General features: G+C 41.6%; 20 protein-coding genes and 3 pseudogenes. 11 read left to right on the forward strand and 12 right to left on the reverse strand.

What is annotated here, in order from left to right; translation table 11 throughout:
* Positions 1 to 107 precede the first annotated feature (107 nt).
* From CW734_RS18550 to CW734_RS00790, 6 genes are all read right to left on the reverse strand, one after another.
* The gene (locus CW734_RS18550) at positions 108 to 608 is read right to left on the reverse strand and encodes a M23 family metallopeptidase (protein ID WP_232787003.1); all 501 of its coding nucleotides are present in this window, start codon (positions 606 to 608) and stop codon (positions 108 to 110) included.
* 300 nt (positions 609 to 908) lie between these two features.
* Positions 909 to 1,049, reverse strand: coding sequence for a hypothetical protein (locus CW734_RS18555; protein WP_232787004.1), 141 nt, complete (start codon positions 1,047 to 1,049; stop codon positions 909 to 911).
* A complete protein-coding gene (locus CW734_RS19855) occupies positions 1,018 to 1,155 on the reverse strand; it encodes a coiled-coil domain-containing protein (RefSeq protein WP_442956942.1) in 138 nt (45 codons plus the stop codon). Before CW734_RS19855 ends, CW734_RS18555 begins: the two co-directional genes overlap by 32 nt.
* A 54-nt stretch (positions 1,156 to 1,209) precedes the next feature.
* Positions 1,210 to 1,335, reverse strand: coding sequence for a hypothetical protein (locus CW734_RS19325; RefSeq protein ID WP_269801448.1), 126 nt, complete (start codon positions 1,333 to 1,335; stop codon positions 1,210 to 1,212).
* 61 nt (positions 1,336 to 1,396) lie between these two features.
* Positions 1,397 to 1,531, reverse strand: a complete 135-nt coding sequence (locus CW734_RS19330) for a hypothetical protein (RefSeq protein WP_269801449.1) — start codon at positions 1,529 to 1,531, stop codon at positions 1,397 to 1,399.
* Positions 1,532 to 1,941: 410 nt separating this feature from the next.
* Positions 1,942 to 3,387 (reverse strand): alpha-amylase family glycosyl hydrolase, encoded by a 1,446-nt coding sequence (locus CW734_RS00790; protein ID WP_101189072.1) that lies wholly within the window; start codon positions 3,385 to 3,387, stop codon positions 1,942 to 1,944.
* 304 nt (positions 3,388 to 3,691) lie between these two features.
* Here CW734_RS00790 and CW734_RS00795 point away from each other — a divergent pair, with 304 nt between their 5' ends.
* Positions 3,692 to 3,922, forward strand: coding sequence for a hypothetical protein (locus tag CW734_RS00795; RefSeq protein ID WP_101189073.1), 231 nt, complete (start codon positions 3,692 to 3,694; stop codon positions 3,920 to 3,922).
* A 109-nt stretch (positions 3,923 to 4,031) separates the two neighbouring features.
* Here the strand turns inward: CW734_RS00795 and CW734_RS00800 are convergent, their stop codons facing one another.
* Together CW734_RS00800 and CW734_RS00805 are read right to left on the reverse strand one after the other, a co-directional pair.
* Complete coding sequence (locus CW734_RS00800; protein WP_068870655.1) at positions 4,032 to 4,961, reverse strand: cation diffusion facilitator family transporter; 930 nt, start codon at positions 4,959 to 4,961, stop codon at positions 4,032 to 4,034.
* A 79-nt stretch (positions 4,962 to 5,040) separates the two neighbouring features.
* Positions 5,041 to 5,889, reverse strand: a complete 849-nt coding sequence (locus CW734_RS00805; RefSeq protein ID WP_101189074.1) for a cation diffusion facilitator family transporter — start codon at positions 5,887 to 5,889, stop codon at positions 5,041 to 5,043.
* A 448-nt stretch (positions 5,890 to 6,337) separates the two neighbouring features.
* Between CW734_RS00805 and CW734_RS19535 the strand changes: the two genes are divergently transcribed.
* The 3 genes and pseudogenes from CW734_RS19535 to CW734_RS00815 all read left to right on the forward strand — a co-directional run bounded on the left by CW734_RS19535 (position 6,338) and on the right by CW734_RS00815 (position 9,182).
* A complete protein-coding gene (locus CW734_RS19535; RefSeq protein WP_332870982.1) occupies positions 6,338 to 6,460 on the forward strand; it encodes a class I SAM-dependent methyltransferase in 123 nt (40 codons plus the stop codon).
* A gap of 16 nt (positions 6,461 to 6,476) precedes the next feature.
* Positions 6,477 to 6,812 (forward strand): class I SAM-dependent methyltransferase, encoded by a 336-nt coding sequence (locus tag CW734_RS18560; RefSeq protein ID WP_232787005.1) that lies wholly within the window; start codon positions 6,477 to 6,479, stop codon positions 6,810 to 6,812.
* A gap of 1,558 nt (positions 6,813 to 8,370) precedes the next feature.
* A pseudogene (locus CW734_RS00815) lies at positions 8,371 to 9,182 on the forward strand (ZIP family metal transporter).
* 45 nt (positions 9,183 to 9,227) lie between these two features.
* Here CW734_RS00815 and CW734_RS00820 read toward each other — a convergent pair.
* Positions 9,228 to 10,185 (reverse strand): annotated as a pseudogene (locus CW734_RS00820) (arsenic resistance protein).
* A 122-nt stretch (positions 10,186 to 10,307) separates the two neighbouring features.
* Here CW734_RS00820 and CW734_RS19860 point away from each other — a divergent pair.
* Both CW734_RS19860 and CW734_RS19335 read left to right on the forward strand, forming a co-directional pair.
* On the forward strand, positions 10,308 to 10,493 hold the full coding sequence (locus CW734_RS19860) for an Ada metal-binding domain-containing protein (protein ID WP_374703400.1): 186 nt from the start codon (positions 10,308 to 10,310) through the stop codon (positions 10,491 to 10,493).
* Between the two features lie 279 nt (positions 10,494 to 10,772).
* On the forward strand, positions 10,773 to 10,895 hold the full coding sequence (locus CW734_RS19335; RefSeq protein WP_269801446.1) for a hypothetical protein: 123 nt from the start codon (positions 10,773 to 10,775) through the stop codon (positions 10,893 to 10,895).
* Between the two features lie 1,069 nt (positions 10,896 to 11,964).
* Here CW734_RS19335 and CW734_RS00830 read toward each other — a convergent pair.
* On the reverse strand, positions 11,965 to 12,981 hold the full coding sequence (locus CW734_RS00830) for a S41 family peptidase (RefSeq protein ID WP_101189075.1): 1,017 nt from the start codon (positions 12,979 to 12,981) through the stop codon (positions 11,965 to 11,967).
* Positions 12,982 to 13,883: 902 nt separating this feature from the next.
* On the opposite strand from CW734_RS00830, the gene CW734_RS00835 reads away from it, so the two are divergent.
* From CW734_RS00835 to CW734_RS00855, 5 genes and pseudogenes are all read left to right on the forward strand, one after another.
* Positions 13,884 to 14,498, forward strand: a complete 615-nt coding sequence (locus tag CW734_RS00835; RefSeq protein WP_068870871.1) for a CadD family cadmium resistance transporter — start codon at positions 13,884 to 13,886, stop codon at positions 14,496 to 14,498.
* Positions 14,499 to 14,579: 81 nt separating this feature from the next.
* Positions 14,580 to 14,945 (forward strand): ArsR/SmtB family transcription factor, encoded by a 366-nt coding sequence (locus CW734_RS00840; protein ID WP_068870873.1) that lies wholly within the window; start codon positions 14,580 to 14,582, stop codon positions 14,943 to 14,945.
* Positions 14,938 to 17,115, forward strand: a complete 2,178-nt coding sequence (locus CW734_RS00845; protein WP_068870875.1) for a heavy metal translocating P-type ATPase — start codon at positions 14,938 to 14,940, stop codon at positions 17,113 to 17,115. The genes CW734_RS00840 and CW734_RS00845 overlap by 8 nt, the downstream gene beginning before the upstream one ends.
* A gap of 230 nt (positions 17,116 to 17,345) precedes the next feature.
* A pseudogene (gene lpdA, locus CW734_RS00850) lies at positions 17,346 to 18,763 on the forward strand (dihydrolipoyl dehydrogenase).
* A 183-nt stretch (positions 18,764 to 18,946) separates the two neighbouring features.
* Entirely contained in the window at positions 18,947 to 19,609 is a 663-nt protein-coding gene (locus CW734_RS00855; protein ID WP_068870879.1) for a class I SAM-dependent methyltransferase, read from the forward strand.
* A 369-nt stretch (positions 19,610 to 19,978) separates the two neighbouring features.
* Here the strand turns inward: CW734_RS00855 and merA are convergent, their stop codons facing one another.
* Both merA and merR read right to left on the reverse strand, forming a co-directional pair.
* Complete coding sequence (gene merA, locus CW734_RS00865) at positions 19,979 to 21,619, reverse strand: mercury(II) reductase (protein WP_068870883.1); 1,641 nt, start codon at positions 21,617 to 21,619, stop codon at positions 19,979 to 19,981.
* A gap of 3 nt (positions 21,620 to 21,622) precedes the next feature.
* Positions 21,623 to 22,024 carry a mercury resistance transcriptional regulator MerR gene (gene merR, locus CW734_RS00870; RefSeq protein ID WP_101189076.1) on the reverse strand — a complete coding sequence of 134 codons (402 nt, stop codon included), beginning with the start codon at positions 22,022 to 22,024 and terminating at the stop codon, positions 21,623 to 21,625.
* Between the last annotated feature and the right edge of the window lie 116 nt (positions 22,025 to 22,140).

Below are 22,140 nucleotides of genomic sequence, written 5' to 3' on the forward strand. Positions count from 1 at the left end.
ATAACCCGCATCATTTTATCTTGGAATCCAACTAATAAAAAGAGCCAGCCGTTCAAAACTGAATGGCTGGCTCTTTTGCATATGGTCATGGTGAAAAGATTTGCTTATCAAGAACCGATATAGTTTCTCGGATCTACTGCATTTGAACTTGAACCATTCCAAATGCCAATATGAATTTCAAAATGAAGATGAGATCCAGTAGAACGGCCAGTACTTCCCATACCGCCGATTCGTTGTCCCTGAGTCACTTTTTGTCCTTCAGATACGTTAAGCGCGCTCATATGTCCGTATACAGTAGTGAACGTTTGTCCGTTGACGGAATGGGTGATAACTACCGCGTTTCCTAATCCCCCCATAACACCTGCATGAGAAACATATCCATCTGCAGCAGCTGTTATTGCTGTACCGACACCATTTGCAATATCCATGCCTGAAGTAAACTCAGGACCATCACCAATATCACGCCATCCAAAGTTAGATGTCACTCGCCCAGTAGTCGGCCGAATGAAGGGAGATCCTGACGATACAGCTGGGGTAGCCTGAGCTTCTGGCTCGCTTGCTAATACAGCCGATTCTGTAGATTTTGATGAACTTTCAACAGACTCCACAGATTTTTCGGCTTTTTGTTCTTGTGCTTTCTGTTCTTGTGCTTTTTGTTCTTGTGCTTTTTTCTTTGCTGCCTGCTCTGCTGCTTTGCGTTCTGCTGCTGCTTTACGTTCCTGAGCTAACTTACGCTTTCGTTCTTCTTCAGCTTTTCTAGCTACTTCGGCTAGACGTTTTGTTCTTTGGTAATTTGATTTTCTAAATCTGCTGATACATCAAGTGCTTCAGAACGTTGTTGCTCTAAATCGGATTTTCTGCTGCCAATCGCTGCTGTTCTGCCTTCAAATCTTTTGAGACCGTCTTGTTCAGCTTTTGTCCATTGAGCTCATTTCTAAGTTTTCAAGCTCTGTTCTACGCTCTTCTTGCTTAGCAAGCTTGGTTTCCACCTGGGCCTTTTGATTTGCCAATAATTCTTTATCTTCTTCTTGGGTACGCATGATTTTCACGGTCGGCTTCAATTAACGTGTTAACAGCCGAAAATCGATCAATAAAATCAACAAAATCCTCAGCCCCAAGCAAAACATCTATATAATCAACGGATCCGCCACTCATTTGGATAGCTCGTGCCCGTTCTTTCAGTAATTCTGTTCGCTCATCAATTTTTCTTTAACTTAGCGATTGAATCTTTAAATCCTTTATTTCCGCTGTCGTTTGTTCAATTTCGCCTTCGACAACTGCAACTTTTGATGTCGTTTCTTGAATTTGTTTATCCAAGCTTTGAATTTCTTCCATGATTTTTCCAGAGCTGATTGATTCTTGGAAATTTCGTTTGCTTTATTATTAATTCCTTTGTTTAAATCATTCTGTTTTGCTCTATTTCCTGTTTCTCTTGTTCGAGTTCACTCAATTTATCCGCATTTACTGTAGGCATTAAAATCGAGAATGCCAAAATAGAAGATAAACCTGTTACTAACCACTGCTTTCTCATTGTTACTTCCCTCTCGTACTTTAACTCTTATTTCTTTATGTATAGGTTAGTGCTACATCATTTAAAATTCGCGCTAAAACATATCGTTTTATAATCAGGTGTCTTCCAGGACTCACCAATAGTTTCAAAACACTTTGTTATTCAGGGAACCCGATTTTAAAATCCAACTGCATCAGTGTATCATGGGGCTCTTTTACATTTGTTACAGGAACCTTGCAATTTCGTTTTTAATTCAAGGTTTTTCCCAGTGCAGAATCTCAGCTTTTTTATTCATTTTTTCTGTAAGTACCAATCGATGCTCCTAATTAGGAGATGGCGGAATCAAATAAAGATGCTTGGATATATGATATACCCAAGCATCTTTATCCATTCTAAAGCCGCTATGACCGTATTGAATTTTTAAGAAGGAATTATTTTTTAGCAGTGGCAGCCTTCTTTTTCTTTCTTCCTCGACGCCAAGCTAAAAACAAGAACGTTAAGAAGGAGATGTATAAGACTACTAACGCTGCGATATAGGCTTTATTGAAGCCTTTTTGTTCGATGATATTGAAAGCTTCTCCTAATTCTCTATCTAAAGTGATCCGGTAATTTCCCTCTTCATCCTGACGCGCAATATTGTTTTCGAATAATCCACGCAATTCCTTATCGTCGCCAACTACACTGGCTGGCAAAGTCAAACTTTGTGTAGAGGAAGAATTGTTAATTGCGATAATCCAGGTTTCTTCTTCGTTTGACCGCTTATATACAAACCAGCCGTCTTCCTCGTGCAATACTTCCATACTACCCGTCCGCAAGGCTGCTGATTGATTCCGAAGAGAAGTCAAGTTGGCTATATGGTCGATTAATTCCTCATCTACCCCTAAGTCCAAGATAGGGTGGGTATCAGGAGCTGTTTGCCCATTAACAGCAATTTCAGAACCATATTGTATGACAGGAATCCCTGGCATAGTTAATAATTGAAAGGTAAGCAACTTCCATCGTGTTGGCGGGAAGCCGCCTTCTTGGACTGTGTCCGCAGTGAACCGGGAAGTGAGGAGAGAATCAACTTGAATCAGCTTGCCCTCTGCTTCTTCCCAAGAACCGGAAAGCTCTGTTTCATTAGGGTTAAAACTCTTATAGCTATCTCTTAAAGCAGTCTCAATTCCTGGCATGACCACAGCATCAAGGCCGTCTTGAGGTGGTGTTACATCATCGCTTATTACATAGAGATCCCGAATGCTTTTTAGGCTTTCAGAAAATCGAGTGATAAAGGCTGGATCCAAGCTATCTGCCTTTTTTATTCGAATACCGTCAATCGCATATTTTTCGATGAAGCCTTCAAATTGTCCAATTAATTGATCTTGTACTTCACGATTAGCGGTCTCCAGAGCGATGGTTCCATTTTCATTTTCAACAAACCATTCAGGATGGCTTTCCCGCCATACATGTTGTTCACTCAATTCCTGAGTCGGCAGATCAATCATTACCTTTAAATCCAGTTCATGGGCTTTGTTTATAACTTCCTCCCATTCCTCCTGGGTACCAAAACGCGACTCTAACTCATCGTAATCCACTACGGCTGTCCCATCATAGGAAGTCGCAGAGAAGACAGGCCCAACGGAAATCATAGTAAACCCCATATCTTTTATGTACTGCATTTCGCTGGTCAGTCCTGCAAAATCTCCCCCGCTAAATGAATTAGGGTCTAGGGAATTCACATTGATATCATTTTGAATTCCCTTATTAAAGAATCGATCCACCAATAGGTCATAAATAATTTCATCTTGCAATTCATTATTCTCTGAAGCTTCTATCGGCCTTGCTAAATTGAATAGTAAAAATCCCACCAACAGGATTGAAACCCATCTCTTTTTCACACAGTTTTCCTCCTCAAAAATACCAAACTCGTTTTCAGATTCGGTTCAGTGTAACAAATATCAATTTTCTCTTCTATATAAAATTAAATACTTCATAAACTCTGCTTAAAGTTTTATCGATCCTGTGAATATTTAAGCATACCCGGATAAAGCTTCAGTAGGTTAAACTATTAGTAAACTTTATTCTGTAATTAAGGAGTCAATAGGTATTGATTTTTCTAATCATGTATTACAGTTAAACAGGATATTAACAATGTTCCAAAAATGAACTACCGCAATTTCACTAATCCTAAGGAGGAATATCATGCTCTCTTCAAATAAAAAGCCACAAGATAAATCGACAACTTTTGGATTTCTATTTTACTTTGTGGCCTTGCTCGGCTGGTCTATTTATGATTTTTTTGTCACGGGTACTACTGGATGGCAAGTACCGATTCTATTTCTTGGGTTTGCCATCTATCTGTGGACAAAAGTATTTTATCAGCAACGAAAAATAAAAGAGACAGTAAAAGAGTCCGAGCTGAAACTCAAGTGAATGATAAGGGGACAATAAAAAAGAGCGACGGGCTTTCCGTCGCTCTTTTTTATCAAAATATTTTTGAACACTCTATTCCAGACACTTTCAAATGAATCCTCTGCGAAAGCTAACGGGAGTCTTCTAAATCCTTCAAATCCCCGTGAATGGACTCTATATGGGGATGGTCTTGTGATTCCAATTGAATTGTTATGTGGGTAATTTGTTGTTTTATCATTGCAGCCTCTATCTCTCTCAATATGAGTTGGCTTTCTTCGAAAGAAAGGCCATTCTCTATCACCACATGGCCCGATAATGCATTTTTTCCGCTAGTGATGCTCCAGACATGCAAATCGTGTATATTATTTACTCCTGGGATTTTTTCAATCGTATCTGTTATGCGATCGATACTTACATCTGTGGGGGTTCCTTCCATCAATACATGAATGGCTTCCTTTGTAACACGCCAACCACTTATTAAAACAAGTATGGCTACAACGACACTAGCTAAAGGATCGGCCCATGCCCAGCCGAAAAAGATTATTAGCAATGCGGCTGTTATGGCTCCTACAGAACCCAACAAATCACTCAGTACGTGTAGGAAGGCGGCCCGAAGATTCAAATTGTCCTTAGTATCTCCGCCTCTGGTCAAAATCCAGGCAACCAATATATTTACTAATAGACCGATAATGGCAATAATCAACATGCCTGTTGTAGCGACTTCTGGCGGATCAGAAAACCGATGGTAGGCCTCGTAAAAAATGTAAAGTGAGATTAATACTAATGTTACTCCATTGAAGACGGCAGCTAAGATTTCGAACCTCTTGTAACCATAGGTCTTAGCTTGATCCGCTGCCTTTTCCCCAATTGTAAAAGCTAAAAACCCAATACCTAAGGAAATCGAATCGCTTAACATATGTCCAGCATCCGCAATCAATGCCAGGCTATTTGTCAGAAAGCCGCCAATCGCTTCTACGACCATATAAACCGTAATAATCAAAAAAGAAATTAATAAAGTTTTTTTATTGCGTCCATGTGCGTGGTCATGGTCACTCCCCATTTACGATACCTCCCTTATTGGATATCTTTGCAAAAGTAAAATTGATCAACTGGTTATTCACATAATAGGATCTTGGCAATCACTGAGTTTTCCAATCCATTTCAATTGTGGAATGAATGATGTGAAGATCCGAAATTGTACTCCGGACCTTTTCCTTAATTGCAGTTGATTCTGCCAAATTTTCTCCAGTGACCGAGAGGCACACATTCATTGCGTGCTCCTCCCCATCAATTGACCATATATGCAGATCCTTTACTGAAAGTACCCCAGGAATTTTCTCAATTCTTGAATGGACTTCATCCAAATTGATGTCCTGAGGTACACCTTCAAGCAAAATCTTCATGGTTTTCGATAAATTCCGAAAAACATTGAACAGTATAAATAAAGCAATGGCAATCGATAAAATGGGATCAAGTATATGGATGTCTTTGAACAACAAAACAATACCTACTATTAGTACGGCCACCCAACCTAGGACGTCTTCTAATAGATGCCAAGTAAGCACGCCTTCATTTACTGACTTGCCTTTATGTAGCCTGTATGCCGCAAATCCATTTAACAACACACCTGCAACTGCAAACCAAACCATTCCTTGGGCATTGGAGTGCTCGGGGTTGAATAGAAGAGGTATGGCTTGAAAGAAAATATAAACAGAACCCGCAATTAAAATGAGTGCATTAATCAAAGCTCCCAGCAGCGAAAAACGCTTGTAACCGAAACTGAACTTTTGGTCTCCTTCCTTCTTCGAGAATTTTTGCAGAAACCAAGAAAGCCCCAATGCTGTTGCATCCCCCAAGTCATGTACGGCATCAGACATAATAGCCACGCTATTAATTAAGAAGCCCCCAATGAATTCGCCTATAGAAAAAAGCAAGTTGATGAAAAAAGCCAATTTGATATTTTTTTCATCCTTATGAGCTGTTGCCATCTGTTATCCTCCTCTCTCAGTACATTTAAATAAAAATGACGTACAAATTTTGATTCTTACTCTTGCTTAATTAACTAACTCCATTTTGCTGAGTAGTCACTATATTCCCCAAAGCTCATGAAATACACCTTGGTATATGATGTGTGCAATTCCACAATTACTTATGACGAAGAATTTCGGCCAGCAGGAAATTATGTAAGATTTAAAGAATGTGACAGAGAAAAAGGAATTTCATACTCCTTTTCATCTGTTCTATACTTGCCTATGCCAAATATTGACATCCTAACTAGGAGGTAGAGAGAGTGAACAATACATGGAACAAAATAATGTATAGGATTTGGTCGCCTATCTATGACCAGATCTTCAACACTGGGCCTTTCTTAGAAGCGAGGAAGAAAGTTTTCCAAGATGTTAAGTTTGAAAACACTCAAATCTATTATTTGTAGGAGTGGGGACAGGGGCCGATTTGGAATTATTCAATCCTCAACACTTTACTATTACCGCTATTGACTTATCTCCCGACATGTTAGAAAAGCTCGCAAAAATATCCGAGTCTGCTATTAATTTTTAGAAATGGATGCTCAAAATTGAATTTTGACGACAATCAGTTTGATTTTGTCATTGCCAGCCTGATACTTTCTGTTGTACCTGATCCGAATACTTGTTTGAGAGAAATGGCACGCGTCCTCAAAAATAGTGGGGAACTCATTATTTTTGATAAGTTTTCTTCAACTGAAACAAGCTCTTCAATTCAACGAAGACTAGTTAGGCCTTTCGTAAAACTACTTGGGACCGATATTGCCTTGAGTTTCAAAGCTTTGTTCGAAGAAAACAAACGGTATCTGAAGCTCATAGACAAAAGCCCTGTCATGTTTAACGGTTTTATACTAAAATTCGCCTCCGAAAAGAATAAAAAACTTTAGTAGATTGTCTTTGACTTACTCAAAACCTTCTCAAAATCTAGTTGATTTCCTACTTAAACTAAGAAAGGACAGTGTCAATGCGATTCCCTCTCTTTTAGTAGTTCTATGGGCATCAGTGATTTTAGCGGTTATGTCCACAAGCGATGCATATGCTTTTTAGTTGATCAAGTCGTAGAGTATCAGATAAACTTGCAGCCTAACTTTCTTGAATTACTGAAATTTAGTGACGTTGCTTTCAATGATGCTTTTACTTAGCACAAAAACTGGCCATTTGTTATCCTTTGGGATTCTGTATATTTTAATGTTCATTTGGCTAAAGCAAACTTTCTATTCTTGGTTTTATGCACATCGTTTGCCTTTTCTCAGAAGTTTTCAGTTGTTTTCGATAGAAATGGTAGGCTCTTTGATGTGGGCATCGATTTAATTGGTATTTTCTAGCCCATCAACTGATTATCAGAGTTCTCAACTTTAAAAATGAATTCAGTAAAATAACTAGGAGACGATGCTTTTCTAGCTAACCGCAACAATCCGTACTGAGAAGAATAAAACAAGTCTCAAGTTCTCCATAGCCCAATAATGCCTTTTCTACGGTATATAATCTGATGGCATTCAAGAATTTTTAATATCTTAGTAAGTCGATAAGTCGACAAATTCAAATCCTTTCTACCTCTTTAGTATTTTGACTAGCACTCCGCAGGAAGTAGAATTCCTCAAAAATACGTTATAAATCTAAGTCCACTTCTCAGTGTTTCTTTCTTCTCTTCTGCTAAGCATTTTCTGACTTCTTTTATGACCTTAGTCTCTGAATTCGAAAAGAACACTCATTTTACTTTTCACTAATAAATCTCCTCACTTTTATATCTCGAAACTAAAAACCAATAGATTAAGCCATTACATTAATAGGATATGCTAACATCCACAAACTTATTTACATTTAGTGCAGTTAATTTATTAATCCCTCCGCATGAAAATTTAAATGACGAATAGCGAGGATTGGGTCAAGGAAACGAAAATAATACATGCTATACTTGTCTGACTCTGTCTTCGTTAACTTCTATATTTCCAGTCAACTGTTCCATGGCATAGGTAATTACTTATTAGACAGTATAAATAGTTTTAGGACTTCAAGTTAATTATGTAAACACCCGATATACAAGCTTCAACTGTTAGTTGGCCATAAGCAACATACGTAATTTGGGAGCTCAGTAATAAGCAAATCATATACAATAATATATCTATTGAAAAGGAAAGAATACACGATTCTTCTTACAAATGGATTATAGAGAATACATTCAACATTATTCCAAGCCAAAGAGTTTTTCAGTAACCCATTCATAAAGTTACACTAACTCTGAATGACTATATCACCAAATAACTCGCTGCTTTATAAATCAAGTTACCATACAGGTTTTCAAAGAAGATGATATGTAAAGCTCATGAAGAAGTGAGCTTTACTCAGCTTTTTATTGCATTTAATTAACTGAACCCACCTTTTTGCTCGAAACAAAACATAGCATCAAGTTTTTCGAAATACATTTTTCATAGGAGGAAAATTGATATGATGGAGTTGTTTAAAGGTCTAGATCCAGTTGTTCAAGCATTTATTGGTACATTATTCACATGGGGCATGACGGCACTGGGCGCAGCGTTAGTATTTACTACAAAAGGCGTCAATCAACGTTTCCTGGATAGTATGCTTGGATTTGCTGGAGGGGTAATGATTGCAGCAAGTTATTGGTCGCTTCTTGCTCCTGCCATTGATATGGGAGAAGGTGGCTCTTTACCAGCTTGGATGCCTGCGGCCATCGGCTTTTTACTGGGCGGCATATTTTATGGTCAGTAGATAAAATCCTCCCTCACCTTCATCCAAATGCATCCTTAGAAAAGTCTGAGGGATTCCACTCAGCTAAAAGAAAGAAGAGCTCTTTGCTTGTTTTCGCCATTACACTACACAACATTCCCGAAGGGCTAGCAATCGGCGTGGCATTCGGAGCTGTGGCTGCTGGATTTCCGTCGGCCTCTCTAGCAGGTGCAATTGCTTTGGCAATCGGCATCGGTATCCAGAACTTCCCGGAAGGCCTAGCTGTCTCCATGCCTCTTCGACGCGATGGATTTTCGCGGCGAAAAGCTTTCTTTACGGTCAATTCTCTGGGATGGTTGAACCGGTCGCCGCCATCATCGGTGCGCTGGCAGTGGTGTTTATAGAACCCTTACTGCCTTATGCATTGAGCTTTGCAGCAGGTGCAATGATTTTGTAGTCGTTGAAGAAGTAATTCCAAGTTCCCAAGAAAAGGGAATTCAGACTTGGCTTCGATGAGTTTAATGGTTGGGTTTACAATCATGATGATTCTTGATGTCGCCCTCGGCTAATTTCAAGTAAGCTCCGAACCTAGGCCTGTGAAACGGATATTATATTTAGCTTTCTCCTATACTTGCTCTCCTTAGAGAAAGCAACAACTGGGAAACGAGTGCTAGAATGGGCAATTGATCAACGGGCCGATAACCAAGGCCAAGGCGATTAGAGGCTGGTCCGGAAAGGCGACAACTGCAATGGCCAGTGAGACAGGCGAATTACGTGCGATAGTCGTCAGGCTTAAGCTCACCGTATCTTCATAGGAAAACTTCAGGGCTTTCCCTGCTGTTTGCACCAAAATAAAATTAATAATAAAGAACAATAAAACAGGCAGCAGCAAGATGGAAATGATTTCAAGATTATTAAGTAGGTACTTCCCTTGAGAAGCAAATATCGCCATAATCGCCAAAGATAAAAAGAAAATCTGTGCGGTAGCGAAAAAGAGACGAGTTTCTCATTCAAGAAGGCTTTTCTCTTCCGCAAGGCATAACGCGTCAAATGTGCTAGCGCAAACGGAATAGCCAGTACGAGGACAATGCTTTTGCCGATAGTCGACAATGGAATCGGCTCAATTGTGCCAGCGAAAATGAATAGGTAAACCGGCAACAGCACGACCTGCAGAATCAAATTAATCGGCAAAACGGACGTGGACAAGGGCACATTCCCTTTGGCAATGGAAGTGAACATGAGGTACCAGTCTGTACAAGGCGTTACCATCAGCATGATAAATCCAATCCACAGGGCTGGATGATCTGCAAGGAAGATCGCCCCAAGTCCCCAGGCCACTAAAGGTGTCCAGACAAAATTGATAAGCATACTGACAGTGAAAAACTTGCGATTTTCAAAAGCATCCTTCAGGTACTGCAATGGAATGGTTAAAATAATCCATAGAGCATCAGCAATAAAATGGCACGATGAAGGATTCGGCGTATTGCTCAAAAAGTGGATCTGGCCAAATAAAAGGCCGAGTCCAACTGCGCTTAGAATAATGACGGTTTGAAATTTCTCTAATATGTTCATAACGACACTCCTTCTATAAAAAGAGAAAGTGTGCGCGACTTACTCTTCTCTATCAGGGTAACGGAAGTGGTATCCGATTGCTTTGTTAATTTTGATTGTGAATCCGAACGGAGGAGAAAACCCTGAAAAGCTATTGGTGGCAATTAAATTCTAGCAATAACAAAGGGTATGACGCAGAATTCTATTACGCCCTCTCTACAACCAAAACTATATTCCGACCCTCTTGTCCTTCCCGTACCTCAACCCCTAAAACGTGTCGATCTTTTCCACAGTGGCAGAGGTCATTCCTCAAGAGCGAACTGATCTAATAGTGTAAACACAGTTTCTTCTATCCTAAATTAGCTGTTTCACATCATTCATAAAAGACAAATTCTCAAAATAAAGGGAAAGAAGAATGCAGTTAGCAACCTCTTCTTTCCCTTTCTATTAATGTAGCTACCGATAATCCGGCATTATGTAAACGTATGGATATTAAAATTTTTAACTTCCTATTTTTGGTGAAACGGATATTTTCAATCATTTTGTTTTATTATGGTTAGTAACAATATTAAACAAGACTATTCAATAGAATCTAAGGAGGTTACTTGATGCACATATGGGCTAAGGAAGTCGAGGATGATTATAAGTTACCAAAAACTTCAGAAGTAGAGATTGAAAACAGAAAACAACTAGATATGGAATTGCCAGCTTCTTATAAAAGATTCTTTTAGAACAAAATGGCGGTGCTATACAGTACAATTCAGTGAAGAAGAAAAGTCATCTTGAAACCAATGCGTACATTGAGATTAATCACATATATGGTTGTGGTCAAGGTGGTATTTTAGATTCAGATTATCTCATTAATGAATGGGATCTTCGAAAAATATTCTTATTTTCAGCGGAGATGGGAATAGCTTTTTGCTCTTGATTACAGAAAGGATTCAGTAAACCCTTCGGTGATTTATTTGGAACCAGAAACTGAAGAAATTATTGAAGTAGCCCATACATTTGATAATTTCTTAAATAACCTTTCAAAAGAAGAAGTGTTTTCGAAAATAACGAAAACGACGAAGATTGGGGTACTTCTGAAGAAGCAGCTGAAACGATCTTTTCGGGAAATGATATTCTATTAATCGAAGAGACTTTATTAAATCTTCAATATCCAGAAAACCATAAATGGTATTTCGAACAGCTCTTGAAATGCGCTACTCATTCAGAGGTACTAATTAGGGAAACTGTTACTAATATCTTAAATAACAATCTTGAAATTTACATTATTGAGTCGGATAAAAACTTACATTTTTACTTGAAGAAATAATCGAGAAATTAATCGCAGACAAGAACGAAAGCATAAGCTCAGAAGCCAGGGAAATAAGAAAAGAATAAAGTATAAAGTATAAAGTATAAACACTTTTGAGAAAAGGTATCCTATTTCCAATGTGTACTCCTTCTCTCAAGGATTCTCAGTGCTTGTAGGAGAATGTCCGGTAAATTTGCTAAGTAGCAGGAGATTAAAATGAATACTACACTAAAAAGACTTCTTCTAAACAGAGGAAGTCTTTTCAAATATTCTTCAATACCGAAAAGGACAACCTCTAGTTTAGCTTCTCCACTTCCGATAAGGTGTCATATGTAAACTGAAACTAAAATAAATCAAAAGTCTTTAATCTTTATTAACACAAAATATTTACGGTCTCTGAAAGTCTTCTTGAAGAATGAAAAAGAAAGGAGAATATCTTCTTTATATTCTCCCTTCCAATATTTTATGCTATATAAGCTGAAGAAAGTTGTTTCTGGTATTCATTGTGCTTTACTCTCTGCTTGTTGAATGAGTGATAAAACCATTTCTAAATCTTTGTCTTCTTTCAAATGATCAGGTGTCCAAGGAATGTAAACATCCGGTTCGATTCCTACACCGTTCATCCAATAATTTTCATGCATCCGGGTAGTACTGTAAATAAATTCGTAATCTCCGTAATCCATCGTAGCCAGGTTGGCATAATCCATGATTCCCATTGAATGCCGGCCAACTACGGTAACTTTGGAAGATTTTTTTACATTGCTGACAAACGTATCGCCGGAACTGCCGCAATAGCAGTCACTTAATACGAAGACACGCTTAGGGGAACTCTTCCCTTTGATTACAAACCCCATGTCTTCTGGAACTTCTAACATCCCTTGCCCGAAGTGTCGTTTTAAACGGCCGACTTCTTCTTTTAATGATATCGAGGTAATATCATCCAAATCTTCTTTTAAATACTCTTCAAATTCTGCAATCCGCAACTGGCAATTTCGAACCGTGTAATTCAAGTACATCACTTCATCTTCTTGAAACAAATCAGCAAAAGGTTTAGTTTCAGCAAACAGATATGGAAACAGCGGGAAATAAGAAGTGTCGCTCCCCCCCAAATTCTTCCTAACATCGATGATAAGGGATTCATTCTGTTCCAAATCATTTTTATTGTCATCAATCAGTTTTTGAATCGGCGCCTCATCAATAAAATCCGTCAGTTTCATATAGCTGATGGAATTACCAATCTTTTTGAATGTATGCTCGCCTTTATAAGGCAGGTCTTCGTAATGTGACAAAGGCAGGTCAATCAGTTCCATTCCCCGTTCAATCCGAATCGTTTTCATTTTATGGACTACCCGATTCCATAATTGGCGTTCTGCAACATGATCCATCAAAGTTTTCTTGTAACGGTTTTCAAGTTCTGGAATGTCCATTCCATCAAGCTGTACAATCTTGTCGCCTATCTGCAGCCGCGTCTCCCCTTCAAGTTGAGTAACATATAAAGCATTTTCAAAACGCCTCACTAAAAATCCTACACTGGGTGACGAGCTCTTTTTCGAGATAAAAATTAAATGTCTGTCTTGGAAATCGAGCAAATAGTCTTTGATCGTTTCCTCGAATTTTGTTCACTCATGTCGTTTGTGATGCGGTATTTTCAGGATGATTCAAATGCATCACATCCATATGTCCAGCATAATCTTCCCGTATGATTTTCTGGATATCTTGAAAACTTGTTCTTTCGTCTGCATGAAATTCCTCCTCATTTTTAAGTTGATTTAACTGTTCTTTATTTAACAATTGCCGTAAAACGGGGAATTAAAAATCCTCCCAAGTTTTTGGAAGGATCAGTCACATGATAGCTATTTTACTCAAAGCAAATAACCTGAATTACAGATATCGGTCCTTTGAAAAGAGATAAATGAGCAGACTAATCCTATTCGGCAACTAAAATGTTTATACATTTTCGCTGAAAATAGAATTAGTTCAACATTGGCATTCATCATCCCTTCAAAGATAGTGTATTTACTATAGCACTAAAACCAATATATGCCAAATTATTTTGTTCTATTCTGATAAATCATATATCTCTTTGTTGTTGAAAACCGTTAGTAAAGGTACAACTACATAAAAAAACAGAAGATACTTAGGACCAGTACCTCCTCTAATTTTCTATTATGGACTTCCTATAATCTCATGATATGTAAACCTACATCTAAATGAACCCGTTGATAAATTCTTCTGTGTTTATCGCACCCTTTCCATAGAGTTTTAATATGTAAATCACAACATTTAAACATCCATTTGAATATTTGATTGACAATCTAACTAAATATTTATACACTTACATTAATCAAACGTTCGTTTGAACGTTTAACTATTAGAAAGGTATTGATTGTCTATAGTATCTATAAGGGAGTTGCTGCGATTGATTACGACGATTTTTTCCGCTGTGGCAGCTTATGTTGCCACCAGTATTGATTATGTCATCATTTTGCTGATCCTGTTTTCGCAAACGATGAAAAAAGGTCAGCTAAAATCCATTATTATCGGCCAGTATCTGGGGACATCCATATTAGTGGGTGCCAGTCTATTAGCTGCTTATGGCTTGACGCTCGTACCGACTCATTGGGTCGGCCTGCTGGGCCTCATTCCGATTTATCTGGGAATCAAGGTTTGGAAGAGGGAAGAAGAAGAGAATGACGAAGAGGATCTCTTGTCCCGCTTGTCTTCCGGAAAGTCCAATCGCTTGTTTGTCACCATCACGGTCATTACACTGGCTGCTGGCGGGGACAACATCGGTGTCTACATACCCTACTTTTCAACCTTGAATCCGAGTGAAACCATTGTGATGCTTGTTGTCTTTGCTATCATGACGGCCGTTTTGTGTTACCTCAGTTACCGCTTGGCAGCCGTTAAGTCGGTCTCTGAAACGATTGAGAAATGGGAACGCTGGATTGTGCCGGTGGTCTTTATCGGACTCGGTATCTTGATTATGGTGGAGAATGGGACATTCCGTTTCCTTTTGGATTTGGTGAATTGAACTGATTTTCACACCCTATGCTTCTTATAGAAGAGAATCTATTGCTTTAAAAAAATGAGTTAGGAAAAGGAGTGAAAGAAATTGGCAAAAGAAATTTGTGATGTGGTTTGTATAGACGAGGAAAAGGTGGAAAGAGTCCAGCACCAGCTGGCGGAACAAAACCCGTTGGAAGTCGCGAAAATTTTTAAGGCATTGTCAGACGATACCCGTATCAAAATTGCTTATGCTTTATCGTTAGAGGACAAACTTTGTGTTTGTGATGTCGCGAATATCATCGGTTCTTCTACTGCGACAGCTTCTTACCACCTGCGTTTGTTAAAAAATATGGGGTTGGCGAAATACAGCAAAGAAGGCAAATTGGTCTACTATTCATTAGATGATGCGCATGTGAAACATCTCGTGCAAGTGGCCTTCACTCACCAGAAGGAAGGTGTCAGCATTGGTTGAGAAAATAAAGACAGAAGAGGAAAAAAACGTCTTCCGGGTGGAAGGCTTTACATGTGCCAACTGTGCTGGAAAGTTCGAGAACAACGTCAAGAAGATTCCCAGTGTCCAAGATGCCAAAGTGAATTTCGGAGCCTCAAAAATTTCCGTTTACGGGGCGGCCACCGTCGAAGAATTGGAAAAAGCCGGTGCATTCGAAAACCTGAAGGTCGCGCCTGAAATTACCGGTCGTCCAGCGGGTTCGAAAACGGAAGCCGAAAAAGCGACCGTCAAAAAAGAGGACAAAGTGCCGTTCTACCAAAAACACAGCACCTTGCTCTACTCCGCCCTGTTGATCGTCTTCGGGTACATTTCCCAATTCGTAAACGGGGAAGAAAATTTGATGACGTCCCTCCTTTTTGTGGCCGCCATAGTCATTGGCGGGTACTCGCTCTTTAAAGTCGGTTTTCAGAATTTAGTTCGCTTGGATTTCGACATGAAAACCCTTATGACGGTTGCCGTCATTGGGGCAGCCTTCATCGGCGAATGGGCGGAAGCGTCCATCGTGGTCATCCTTTTTGCCATCAGTGAAGCATTGGAACGCTATTCCATGGACCGGGCCCGACAATCCATCCGTTCGTTGATGGACATTGCCCCGAAAGAGGCACTTGTCCGACGGAATGGACAAGAACAGCTGATTTCGGTAGACGACATTGCCGTCGGGGATACCATGATCGTCAAACCCGGACAGAAGATTGCAATGGACGGCATGGTGGTCAACGGCTATTCGGCGGTCAATCAGGCAGCGATTACGGGTGAATCCGTGCCCGTCGGCAAAACGGTGGATGATGAAGTCTTCGCCGGCACGCTGAACGAAGAAGGCCTGCTCGAAGTCAAAGTCACCAAGCTGGTCGAAGACACGACCATTGCAAAAATCATCCATTTGGTAGAAGAAGCGCAAGGCGAACGGGCTCCTTCACAGGCGTTTGTCGATAAATTCGCCAAATATTATACACCGATCATCATGGTCGTTGCCGCACTCGTCGCCATTGTCCCTCCCCTCTTGTTTGACGCCAGCTGGGAAACATGGGTCTATCAAGGACTGGCTGTGCTCGTAGTTGGCTGTCCATGTGCTTTGGTTATTTCCACACCGATTTCAATTGTATCCGCTATTGGTAATGCAGCGAAAAAAGGCGTTTTGGTAAAAGGCGGCGTGTACCTGGAAGAAATGGGCGCTATCAAAGCGATCGCGTTTGACAAGACCGGCACCCTGACCAAAGGGGTTCCCGTCGTCACAGACTTTGAGGTATTGAACAAGGGTATCAATGAAAAAGAACTGCTTTCCATCGTCACAGCGCTGGAGTATCGCTCCCAGCATCCCCTTGCTTCGGCCATCATGAAAAAAGCGGACGCAGAGAACATTTCTTATTCTTCGGTCTTGGTCGAGGACTTCTCTTCCATCACCGGCAAAGGCATCAAGGGAACTGTCGAGGGAATCACTTACTATATCGGTAGCCCGATTCTCTTCAACGAGCTGAGTGCCGCAAGTGCTGATAAGAACTTGGAACAGAATGTAACGGCTCTTCAAAATCAGGGCAAGACGGCAATGATCATCGGAACGGAACAAACAATCCTGGCGGTCATTGCCGTGGCAGATGAAGTCCGTGAATCCAGCAAGGAAGTCATCCAGAAATTGCACCAGATGGGCATCAAGAAGACGATTATGCTGACGGGTGACAACAAAGGAACCGGTCAGGCCATTGGCCAGCAGATCGGCGTCACCGAAATCCAGGCCGAACTGATGCCGGAAGACAAACTGAATTTCATCAAACGCTTACGAGCCGAATACGGCAATGTCGCGATGATTGGAGACGGCGTGAACGATGCTCCGGCACTCGCGGCTTCTACTGTCGGAATTGCCATGGGCGGTGCTGGAACGGATACCGCTATGGAGACCGCTGATGTGGTCTTGATGGGCGATGATTTGAGCAAACTGCCGTTCACGATGAAGTTAAGCAGGAAATCATTGAACATTATCAAAGCGAATATCGCATTCGCCATCGGCATCAAAGTGATTGCGTTGCTGCTGGTCATCCCGGGTTGGCTGACGCTATGGATCGCCATTATGTCCGATATGGGCGCTACCCTTCTGGTCGCGCTCAACAGCTTACGGCTAATGCGCGTAAAAGAGTAACGAAAAGAGCTTTCCATTTGTCTGGAAAGCTCTTTTCATAAATACAAACTGCTACTCAACCAGTCTGCAGCACAATCTTATTTAATCCTCAAGATAAAGGGTATGGATTTTAGAAGAGGCACCCCTGGCACGAAGCGCCCCTTGTTAGTGCCGGTTCGTCTCTTTTGAAATAAAAATGAGCAGAAATATACGATTTTTCTAATGACCAAATGCCGAAGGAGGAAACAGAAATGACGGATGAAACAAAAAAGGATCTGGACTTATTGGTAATCGGTGCTGGATCAGGCGGCTATGTGGCGGCCATACGTGCTGCACAGCTAGGGAAAAAAGTGGTGTTGGTGGATAAGGCCGAATTAGGCGGCGTTTGCTTGAACCGCGGGTGTATCCCTTCCAAAGCGCTGATCAGTGCTTCTGAACGAGTAAAACACATCCAGCATGCCGGTTCCATGGGCATCAAGGTTTCGGGTGAAGTAGTCGTAGATATGCCGGAAGTCGTGAAATGGAAGGACGGGATTGTAAATAAACTCACGAGTGGGGTCCAGACCTTGCTGAAAGGCAATGGCGTGGAAGTCATTAGCGGGAAGCTTATTTGACAGAATCCCATCAGGTCAAAATCAAAACCGCAGACGGAGAACAGCTCTATACCTACAAAGATCTGATTCTGGCAATCGGTTCCCTGCCGACTGAACTGAAAAGCCTGCCGTTCGATCAAGAACGGATTCTCTCGTCAACAGAAGCTTTGACGCTTCAGGAAGTGCCGAAACATCTCGTGGTGGTCGGCGGCGGGTATATCGGATTGGAACTCGGAACAGCCTATGCCAAATTCGGGGCGAAAGTGACCATCCTGGAAGGAACGGATACCATTCTTCCAGGGACGGACTCTGCACTGACAAATGTGGTTAAACGTCACTTAAAAGATTTGGGCATCACGGTCATCACCAATACCATGGTCCAAGGCGGTGAAAATACAGGTGAAGAAGTCAATGTCCGGGTTCAGGTGGATGGCAAGGATGAGGTCATTAATGGCGATTACTGTCTGGTTTCTATCGGAAGAAAACCGAACACAGGAAACATCGGCTTAGAAAACATTGGCGTGGAACTTGATCAACGTGGGTTTATCAAGATAAATAACCAATGTCGAACCACAGTTGATCATGTGTACGCGATCGGCGATTGTGCAGGCGGTGACCTTCTGGCCCACAAAGCGAGTTATGAAGGCAAGATTGCGGCAGAGGTGGCAAGCGGTCAAAAAAGCGTGATTGATTTTCAAGCGATGCCGTTTGTTATCTTCAGCGATCCGGAAGTTGCGTATACCGGATCGACCGAAAAAGCAGCAAAAGAACAGGGCTATGAGACAGTTTCCAGTCGTTTTCCGTTCCAGGCGAACGGTCGCGCTTTATCCATTTCCGATGCCGATGGTTTTGTACAGATTGTGGCTGAAAAAGAGACCAAAAGGGTGTTGGGCGTCCAGATGGTCGGACCGGAAGTATCGTCCCTTATTGCCGAAGCGGTCTTTGCCATTGAGACCGGAGCGACTGCCGAAGACCTCAGTCTGACGATTCACGCCCACCCTACGTTACCGGAGCCATTGATGGAAGCTGCGGAAGGAATCATGGGACACCCAATTCATATGCTAAACAGAAAATAACTTATAGCGAAAACACATCGAGGCCGGTCTGCACATTCATAAGCGCAGGCCGGTTTGTTTTTATACGAGCGTCTATGACTTTCTGAAGTGATGATAAATCGAATAGATTAGCGAGTTCTCTCTTTTTTCAAAACGGAATTATTCGGAACAAAAAATCCACTTAATTGAAAGGATGCGAACTTCATGAAGATAGATAAGAACAATGCGTATATACCGGCACTCAAATACCGCTGGATGACCCGGTTCTACGATCCGTTAATTCAATGGGGGATGCAGGAAAAAAAGCTTAAAATGCATTTGGTCAATCAAGCAGCCCTTCAACCTGAGGAAGTGGTAATGGATTTGGCTTGCGGCACAGGAACCTTGGCACTCTTAATACGGCAATCACATTCTCACGTTCAAGTGATTGGAGTCGATGCGGACCCGGAAATAGTAGCAATTGCGAAAGAAAAAATCAACAGAAATCAAACTAATGGAATTAGCTTCAAGGAAGGATTTTCTGACCGGCTTCCCTTTTCTAATAATCTGTTTCATCATGTCTTTACCAGTTTATTTATTCACCATTTAACGTTGGAGAAGAAGAAGGAAACTTTTGAGGAAGTTCGCCGGACACTCAAACCGGGCGGCCAATTCCATATTATTGATTTTGAGAAGCCGCAAAACGGTTTGATGCGTGTTGCATTCTTCCCCGTCCAGTTGTTAGACGGGTTCGAGACCACTTCCCCTCATGTCAATGGCATTATTCCGAATCTCTTGAAAGAAACCGGATTTGCTGCAATTGAAGAGACGGGGCAATTTTCAACCGTGGTTGGCACTTTACGGGCATACAGAGCTTTTAAGTCATAAATTTCTCGATATTTTTTATTAAATTCACTTCGTAATCATGAGGGCTAAAGCTTGAAATGGATATCAGAAAAGCCTTCGTAAAAGGAAACTTAAACAAATTAATAAGGAGAGAAGATGTGCTTGCAGCACCACCTCTTCTCCCCCTTTGTATTCAAGCAAATTCAGATAAATTAATGATATGTAAACCAAAGAAACTTATTTATCCTCATGGCTCCCATAACATGATAGAGACTCTAATTAAGCAAGCACTTGCTCCAATCCAGTCATATAATTGAACGGCTGTCGCAATGTGCTTGATTTATCCGTCTGCTTCCTAGTTGTTCAAGTGGGCTCCCTATAAACAGCTTAAATCTTCATCAATAGTCAGTTTTACCCGGCACAACATGACAAGTGGGAAACATCCTGGTCGAACGTTAGCGCAGCCAGCTTTACCCCTTCGGCCATGGTTAGATACGGCGCGAAGGTTTCGCTAAGATTTTCAATGGTCAAACCGAATTTTACGGCAAGCGTCACCGCATAGATGACATCTCCAGCATTTTCCGCTACGATATGCCCGCCCAGCAGCTGGCGTGTTGTCGCATCCGCCACCAACTTGAATACTCCGGTCGTTTCCCGGTTCACTTGCGCTCGCGGAACAGCCTCCAACGGCAGGACGGAAGTAAGGACGTCATAGCCGTTTTCTTTTGCCTGTTTCTCTGTCAAGCCGACCGTGGCAACCGCCGGCGCTGTAAACGTGACGCCCGGCACAACGGCCAAATCCAGTTTTTCACTCCGTCCACCGACCGCATTTCCTGCCGCCACTCGCCCTTGATAAGCCGCTACATAGACAAACTGAGGACCCAGTGTAACATCGCCCGCTGCATAAATCCGTTCATTGGTGGTCTTGGCATAATCATCAATCCGAATTTCTCCAAGACGTCCTGTTTCGACACCCGCCGCCTGCAGATTCAAGCTTTCCGTATTGGGCTTTCGGCCAGCTGCAATCAGCAATTGTTCGGATTCGATGATCCGCTTCTGGCCATCCACCTCGACATAAACTTTTTTCACCTCTCCATCCTGTTCAATTCGCTCGTATGTGGCACCGGTCACTAACTGAATGCCTTGCTCGGTCAAAGCTTTCGTGAGGGCTTCCGAGATTTCCGGATCATATTCCTTGAACAAACGCGAACTTCTTTGTATCAGTGTGACTTCTGAACCGAGGTGGTGAAATAGCTGGCCCAATTCCACACCAATATAGCCGGAACCGATGACTGTCAGGCGTTTCGGCACTTTCTTTAGCTCTAATAAGGTCGTGCTGGTCAAGTAATCCACTTCTGCCAGACCGGAAATGGCTGGCACAGCAGGAGCCGCCCCCGTCGCAATCAGAAACCGTTTGGCAGATAGCTTCAGGCCATCCACTTCAATAGTATGTTCATCTACAAACCTGGCTTCCCCTTTGATCAACTCAAAACCGTAGTCTTCAATCAAATCGACATATTTCTTGTTCCGGAGATCCGTCACCAATTCCTCTTTCTGTTTGACCAGCGGAGCCAAATCCACTTCATTCGCAGAGGTATGCAGCCCGATAAACGGGTTGTTCCTGGCCAAGTGATTGATTTCTCCCGCCCGTAATAAGGTTTTGGAAGGAACACAGCCAATGTTCACACAGGTACCGCCTACCGTTCCCCGTTCGATCATCGCCACTTTCGCCCCGTGTTTCACAGCTTCGATGGCGGAAGAAAAGGCGGCTCCCCCGGAACCGATGATGATGTAGTCAAATTCGCCTTCTTCATCCGGGCGGAGTGCTTCTTGGGCTCGGACTTCTTCTGCTTCCCCTGGCTGATACTTGGCTTCAGCAATTGCTTTTTTTGCCTTTTCAACCTCCATGTTTTCCGGCAGTTCAAATAGGGCTTCTCCTTTTCGAAAATCAGCTTGAATCGCTTTTGCGCCAATCGCTTCAAGCGCGACTGCAATGTGTTCTTCGCATCCTGTGCAGGTCATCCCTTGGACATCCACTCGATACTTTTTCATGTTCTACTCCTCCTCCATCAATACATCAATAATCGGGCATTCATGCAGCTCTTTTTTATCCGGACACCGGTCTTTCAACTCACTCAGCATCCGTTCCGCACGCTTTAGATCCTCAATCTGCTTTCGGACTTCCACTTCTTTTCTGGAAACAAAATCGAACATATCTTCACAGCGCACATTGTCTTTGTCCACAACACCCAATAATTTATAAATTTCATTCAATGAAAATCCCAACTCCTGCAGCCGCCGGATAAAGCCTACCCGTTTGACCGTTTCCTTCGAATAAATCCGATACCCCGAATTATTCCGGGCCGGTTCTTGCAATAGCTCTTTTTGTTCATAGTATCGGATGGTTTCCTTATTCACTTCACATAAGGTTGCAAGTTCACTGATTCGATAGCTCAATTTTCTTCACCTCAGAAAAAGTATAAACCATGTACTTAGGTACATGGTCAAACATCTACACTTCAATACTTTCTTTCTATATATAAAATTTCAAGTTATTAAAACTAGATTTAAAA

Source organism: Planococcus sp. MB-3u-03, from assembly GCF_002833405.1.
Taxonomy (GTDB): Bacteria; Bacillota; Bacilli; order Bacillales_A; family Planococcaceae; genus Planococcus.